At 46.8% G+C, this 6,169-nt stretch carries 8 protein-coding genes; 5 read left to right on the forward strand and 3 right to left on the reverse strand.

Features of this window, described 5'->3' with window-relative positions; all coding sequences use genetic code 11:
• Nucleotides 1–43 precede the first annotated feature (43 nt).
• Entirely contained in the window at nucleotides 44–562 is a 519-nt protein-coding gene (locus RIM23_RS05990) for a phycocyanin subunit beta (RefSeq protein WP_446365319.1), read from the reverse strand.
• Between the two features lie 1,168 nt (nucleotides 563–1,730).
• On the opposite strand from RIM23_RS05990, the gene RIM23_RS05995 reads away from it, so the two are divergent.
• Together RIM23_RS05995 and RIM23_RS06000 are read left to right on the forward strand one after the other, a co-directional pair.
• Nucleotides 1,731–2,249, forward strand: a complete 519-nt coding sequence (locus tag RIM23_RS05995; protein WP_446338769.1) for a phycocyanin subunit beta — start codon at nucleotides 1,731–1,733, stop codon at nucleotides 2,247–2,249.
• Between the two features lie 77 nt (nucleotides 2,250–2,326).
• Nucleotides 2,327–2,815 (forward strand): phycocyanin subunit alpha, encoded by a 489-nt coding sequence (locus tag RIM23_RS06000; protein WP_446338770.1) that lies wholly within the window; start codon nucleotides 2,327–2,329, stop codon nucleotides 2,813–2,815.
• Between the two features lie 111 nt (nucleotides 2,816–2,926).
• Here the strand turns inward: RIM23_RS06000 and RIM23_RS06005 are convergent, their stop codons facing one another.
• Nucleotides 2,927–3,157, reverse strand: coding sequence for a transposase (locus RIM23_RS06005; RefSeq protein WP_446365321.1), 231 nt, complete (start codon nucleotides 3,155–3,157; stop codon nucleotides 2,927–2,929).
• Nucleotides 3,158–3,447: 290 nt separating this feature from the next.
• Entirely contained in the window at nucleotides 3,448–3,663 is a 216-nt protein-coding gene (locus tag RIM23_RS06010; RefSeq protein WP_446365335.1) for a hypothetical protein, read from the reverse strand.
• On the opposite strand from RIM23_RS06010, the gene RIM23_RS06015 reads away from it, so the two are divergent.
• The 3 genes from RIM23_RS06015 (at nucleotide 3,565) to RIM23_RS06025 (ending at nucleotide 6,106) form a co-directional block, all read left to right on the forward strand.
• Nucleotides 3,565–4,104, forward strand: coding sequence for an IS200/IS605 family accessory protein TnpB-related protein (locus RIM23_RS06015; RefSeq protein WP_446365333.1), 540 nt, complete (start codon nucleotides 3,565–3,567; stop codon nucleotides 4,102–4,104). The genes RIM23_RS06010 and RIM23_RS06015 overlap by 99 nt on opposite strands.
• A gap of 368 nt (nucleotides 4,105–4,472) precedes the next feature.
• Nucleotides 4,473–5,255: a HEAT repeat domain-containing protein gene (locus RIM23_RS06020; RefSeq protein ID WP_446365323.1), complete on the forward strand. Its 783-nt coding sequence runs from the start codon at nucleotides 4,473–4,475 to the stop codon at nucleotides 5,253–5,255.
• A 176-nt stretch (nucleotides 5,256–5,431) separates the two neighbouring features.
• Nucleotides 5,432–6,106, forward strand: a complete 675-nt coding sequence (locus RIM23_RS06025) for a HEAT repeat domain-containing protein (RefSeq protein ID WP_446365325.1) — start codon at nucleotides 5,432–5,434, stop codon at nucleotides 6,104–6,106.
• Nucleotides 6,107–6,169 lie beyond the last annotated feature (63 nt).

The raw sequence follows: 6,169 nt of genomic DNA on the forward strand, positions 1-6,169 counted from the left end.
GATGAAGTTTAAACTTCAACAGGCAATCTTTTTTTACCTTGTTTTAGGCAACCGCGTTGGCAGCCATGTCAAAGTAGCTACCGATTTCGGACATTAAAGAGCTGCAATCACCAGGAGTGATATTATTACGGTCATTCGCAAGTGTGAGCGCGGCTTCTTTCATTTTTTGCACGCCAGCCGCAACAGAAGATCCCGGTACGCCCAGCGCTACATAGGTTTCACGCAAACCATTCAGGCAGCGATCATTGAGTACACTGGAATCCCCGGCAAAAATTGCGTAGGTCACATAGCGCAGGATGATTTCCATATCCCGCAAGCAAGCCGCCATCCGACGACTGGTGTAGGCGTTACCACCTGGAGCAATTAACTGAGGCTGTTCCGCAAACAAAGCACGAGCCGCGTCAGCAACGATTTTAGAAGAGTTGCTGGTGATCCGGTTAACGGAATCCATCCGCTTGTTGCTTTCTGCCACCATTGCATTCAAAGCATCTAACTGAGAGCCGGTCAGCATTTCGCCTCGCGCATCAGCTTGGCTTACCACCTTGGTGAATGCATCAAACATGAACTCAAATCCTCCTTTGCTTGGTTGAGTCTAGGGTTGAAATCTAGACAGGTTAGGTCGAGACAGTGAAACCCTTACACCTCTTCTGGTCTGTTCTCGCTGCTACCGATCACGTTCTCAGAACGAAAACGTAAACGGAGCGTTAAGAAACCTGAGAAGATTTCCGGCTTTTTATGAGAATCCCCACAATCGCGGTCATCTGGTGTTTGGGTTAACGTTTGCCTGTCATCTGTACCCTTCAGGTTTCTTTTATACAATGATGTTGAGTTTTTATTTGTTACAAATTGTTAAGTTTTTAAGCGTTGGCTGATCAAGCTCACCAATCCTGAGGATGCCAAACCTGCTCAAACTAGCAGCACGAGACGGCTACAGATTTCGCGATCGCGCCAAATCCCCATTGTCAAGTTCTGTATCGGGGCGGTTATCTTGAGCCACGTCTTCTCGCCTTTATGAGAAATTTAGTAACAATTACTTAAGTAGATATACTCAATAGGGTTACTGGCTGAAGGCTTCCCTATCTCATTGTCACAAACTAATACTGCCTCAATGCTCTAATTTTCTTTAGATAACACTTTCCTTAATCTGTCTTAATCCCCTGCAGCATTGCTTCAACACCCCATTTTGTTAAGAAACATTACATTGGCTGAGATGGTGTGCCAGACGGGATTACCAAACTGAAGTGACGGCTACATCTAAGATTGCGCGTAAATTTTCGGCGTCGTAGTCTTAACAAAAGTAAACATTTGACAGCTCAATACTTTGCAAAATGTAAAAACTTTAATCAACTGAACTATGCTTAGGGCTTTATCTGAGAAGGTTTGAGCAAAATCCTGTACAATGACATACAAGTTAATATTTTTTAATGTTTAAAAATCTTCAGCATATTGTATAAAGAAACCTATGGGTTATTTGGGGCAGAACCAAACTTTCCCTGAAGTCTAGGATTTGCGGATGGTTGTATAAGCGGTGAAAGGATTGATTGCCAGAGTCGCCTAAAGTGTCGTACTGGTTATGTCGATAGTGCCGCCGATGCCAGAAAATTGACCAAGATAATCCGATAAATTCTTTCAGGGCTGGATTTGACCCAATGCCAGACTTAGGCGGATCTCGCCACGTCGATCAATCGTTCGTTCGTTCAAACAAAGTTTAGCTAGGAGAAATTAATAAAATGCTTGATGCGTTTTCCAAAGTGGTAGAGCAAGCCGATAAAAGTGGTGCCTATCTGAGTGGCGATCAAATCAACGCCCTTTCAGCGATGGTGTCGGAAAGCAATAAGCGTTTAGATACGGTGAACCGTCTCACCAGTAACGCTTCTTCCATAGTCGCCAATGCGTACCGAGGATTAGTGGCAGAGCGTCCCCAAGTGTTCGCTCCTGGTGGTCCTTGTGACCATCACCGCAACCATGCTGCTTGTATCCGTGACATGGGCTTTATTCTCCGTTATGTCACCTACTCCATGGTGGCAGGGGATGCCAGTGTGATGAATGACCGTTGTCTCAATGGTCTGCGGGAAACCTACCAAGCGCTAGGAACACCTGGAGATGCCGTAGCATCCGGGATTCAAAAGATGAAAGATGCCGCGATCGCACTTGCCAACGACCCCAATGGCATTACCCAAGGAGATTGCAGCGCTCTGATGTCTGAGTTAGCGGGCTATTTTGATACAGCAGCAGCCGCCGTTGCTTAAGGTCGAGTTTAAACGGCTTTTTGATCATCAATCTGACAACTTAACCGAGTCAATCATTTAGGAGAACAAAAATACTCATGAAAACCCCAATTACTGAGGCGATTGCTGCTGCTGACGTGCGCGGTTCTTATCCGACTAACACCGAAATGCAAGCCATTTTTGGTCGTTTCAGTCGGGCGAAGGCTGGTCTGGATGCGGCTAAAGCGTTTACTGATAATGGTCAGGGATGGTCTGAAGCTGCTGCTAATCATGTTTATCAGAAATTCCCCTACACCACTCAAATGGAGGGACCCCAATATGCCTCGACTCAAGAAGGCAAGTCTAAGTGTGTGCGAGATATTAACAACTACTTGCGTGTGATCAGCTACTGCTGCGTCGTGGGTGGAACGGGTCCACTGGATGAATATGTGATCGCTGGCGTTAAAGAATTCAATGCGGCTCTCGGTTTGTCGTCCAGTTGGTACGTGGCGGCTCTCGAATTTGTCCGTGACAATCATGGTTTATCGGGAGATGTTGCAGGTGAAGCGAACATTTACCTCAACTATGCCATCAATGCTTTGAGCTAGAAATGATTGAGGCTACCTGGGAAGTCATGCATTCAGTAGAGATGTTTGAGCAAAATTCCGCCGCGCATCCTACGCTTGTACCCGATCGGCTCAAGCGGTAGTTAGCGGCGGTCAGGATTTATCAGCTTTGCCTTGATTCTTGATGTAAGTAATCAACACCTCAATACTGGCGCTAGCTCCTACAGAAATAATCGTGGAGCCATCATTCCAGAATTGACCACCCCAAAGATACTTTTCCAAGTAGTCACTATACTCTTTTCGCATTCGACGAGAAGAGACAGACTTCAGGTTCTTGATGAAGTTCACCAAGTTTAGTCCTGGAAGTGTTTTGTCGTTGTTCACTGCTAGAATCATTGTATGGGTAACTTGACAGAGGGCAGTGCATTCTGTTCGAGGAAGATGCCGTTCAGATTAAGGTCTACAACGGCAAGGAATGGGTTTGGGAAAAAATAGCAGTTGTCCAACGCCGAGAGCGTCACAACCTCCCTAACTCCAAAAGTCTGTCACCTTCATTGGTGATGAATCACAAGGGAGTGTTTCTTGCTATCCCATTCGAGGTCACACCACCCAAGCTGGGAAAACCCCAGAAAGTTTGTGGTGTTGACCTCGGACTGAATACAATTGCAGTAGCTTCAATCGTGAGTCCTGACGGCACTGTGACTGCACGCCGATTTTTTAATGACTGTGCCGCCGACATAGACCGAAGAGACAAGCGATTGCAGGCTATTCGCCACAAGGCTCGTTTGACCATGAGCAAAACGGGCAAACTGTGCCATCGTTTTTGCCAATCGATTTACCGCAAGGCTCACAACATCAACCGCCAAATCTGCCAGTTGGTTTCTAGGCAACTGGTGAATTGGGCCGCGGAGCATGGAGCCTATGTGATCGTTTTGGAGAACCTCAAGGGCTGGCGACCTAAGGGCGGAAAGAGAGGCTCTAGCTTGCGTCAGAGATTTCACGGTTGGATGAAGAGTCGCTTGGCTCAACTCATCACCGAGAAATTTGAAGAACTGGGTGGCAAGGTCGAATTTGTCTTTGCTCGTGGCACATCTAGCAATGCGTTTGATGGCTCTGGGGCTGTAAAACGTTCCAAGTCTAACTATGCATTGGCTACGTTTCGGACTCTTAAGCAGTACAACGCCGACCTTAGTGCCAGCTACAACATAGCAGCTAGGTATTGGCTTAAAACCATTAAACCCACTCGGAGAAATCGCAGTGGGTCTGTTCCGGGCGGAAGTTCCCGGACGGAACCGAGAATACCGGGTCTACTCTGTCATTTATGGAGCTAGACGCCACGCTTCTATTCGTAAGAATGAAGCGTGGAGTATTCACTTCCCTTGTACTAGCCTGTATCGGGTCTGGGGGATAGGCGATAAGCAGTTATTGTCTATCAATCAGACCCGAATCTTGTATAAGTAGGTAGGGACAATAAAAGTTAACGGCTGAGATTGTCATTTGTCATTTGTCATTTGTCATTCGTCATTTGTCATTTGTCATTTGTCATACTCGCTACCCTTGAGAAGCAAGCTACGTCATTTGTCATTTGTTTATGTAAGGGTTTGAGGTCTATTCACATAACTTAATATAGTTGCGTTTATTTCCACCAGCCTACTTAATATAAATAGAAAGTGATTTAGGGTTACGAATTTTTGTATACATGACTACCGCTTCTCCCCCCCAACCCATAAGTTCGGCAGAAACCGCGATCGCTGCCTTAAAAGGAGACGATAATCAGTTGCGCTATTATGCCGCTTGGTGGCTGGGTAAGAATAAAGTACAGGACTCGTGGACAGTGCTATGTGAAGCTCTCCAAGATGAAGCCTATCGTACTCAAGCAGGTGGATATCCCTTGCGACGTCAGGCGGCGCGAGCATTGGGTGAGTTAAAAAATCCCCAAGCTGTACCTGCGTTAATTGCTGCCTTAGATTGTCCGGATCTGAGCCTTCGAGAGGCAACGATTCAGGCTTTAGCGGCAATTGGCGATCGCAGCGCTGTCTCTCCCTTGCTGAATCTCCTAAACGCTGAAGCAGAGCAACCCTATGAAGCCTTGATTGAAGCGTTAGGGACTTTAGAGGTTTGGCAAGCCCGTCCCCAGATTGAACCCTTTTTAACCCATCAGTCGGAACGGGTTCAATGTGCAGCGGCTCGGTATTTATATCTATTGACAAAAGAGCCGCAATATATTGAGCGGATTATCCAGAATTTGGATCATCCCAATATGTATTTGCGCTGGGCGGCGATGTTTGACCTGGGCGCGATTGGTCATTTAGCCGCAGCGCAGGCGATTATTCAGGCGAAGGTTCCTAATAGTTTAAAACTGCTGAATATCAAGCGGATGTTAGAAGCTATCTTAGAAAGTGAGACAGAAGCCGAATTAAACCAGCAGGATAAATGCCAGTTTCTGCTTGACACGATTGATCAGTTGTTAATTCAGCTCTAGCAGGGAAGCTGGGGAAGATGAGGGAGTTATCAGTTAGCAGTTATCAGTTATCAGAAGATGGGGGAGATTGTGTAGGGGCGGGTTTCACTACTATCTTTTCGGTTACACCCAGATGTAACTAAACCCGCCCCGACTGTATATAAGACCAATGACCAATGACCAATGACCAATGACCAATGACAAATAACAAAGGACAAAAATTACAACAAGCGGCTACGCCCAACGAAGCCGTAGAAGCGATTCAGGCGTTAGTTGCTCAAGCGCAGCCTGCTAGCGATGATGTAATCACAGCCTTAATTGGGGCATTAAGTCATCATCATCCGGCTGTCCCAGCCGCCGCTGTAGACGGATTAGTAGAATTGGCATCAGCCAGCGTTAATCCTTTAATTGCCGCCTTTGATGCCTCGGGTGACCAGGCTGTGCAAGCCCATATCATTCAGGCTTTAGCCCGAATTGGTGACCCAAAGGCGCTGAGTTTGTTAGAGGATGTCGTCGGCACATCCGTCGCGAATCACTGTCAAGGAAATGTCCGGCGCGTAGCTGCACGAGGGTTAGGAAGGATTGGCAGTTTAGCCAAGGATGCAGCAATTATTAGTCAAGCCATAGACAAATTGACCTGGGCATTACTGACACCAGAGGATTGGGCGCTGCGTTATGCTGCGATCGCGTCCTTACAAGATATTGCCCAGCCAGAAGTTATGCCTCCCTTACAACAGGCGTTGACTCAAGAGTCGGATCGGGTGGTACAAGCACGATTGAACCGCGCGATCGCACAGTTACCGTTCAAGCGATGGGTGAAGGCTCCCACGCTCTTTAGCTGGGAGATGAAACCGAGCGAACCGTCTAGGTAGCGAATAAATTCGCCAGTCAAATAATTCGGATAACGTTCTACTATTGTGGTAATGTAAATACAA

This window comes from Coleofasciculus sp. G3-WIS-01 (genome assembly GCF_040223135.1).
GTDB lineage: Bacteria > Cyanobacteriota > Cyanobacteriia > Cyanobacteriales > Coleofasciculaceae > Coleofasciculus.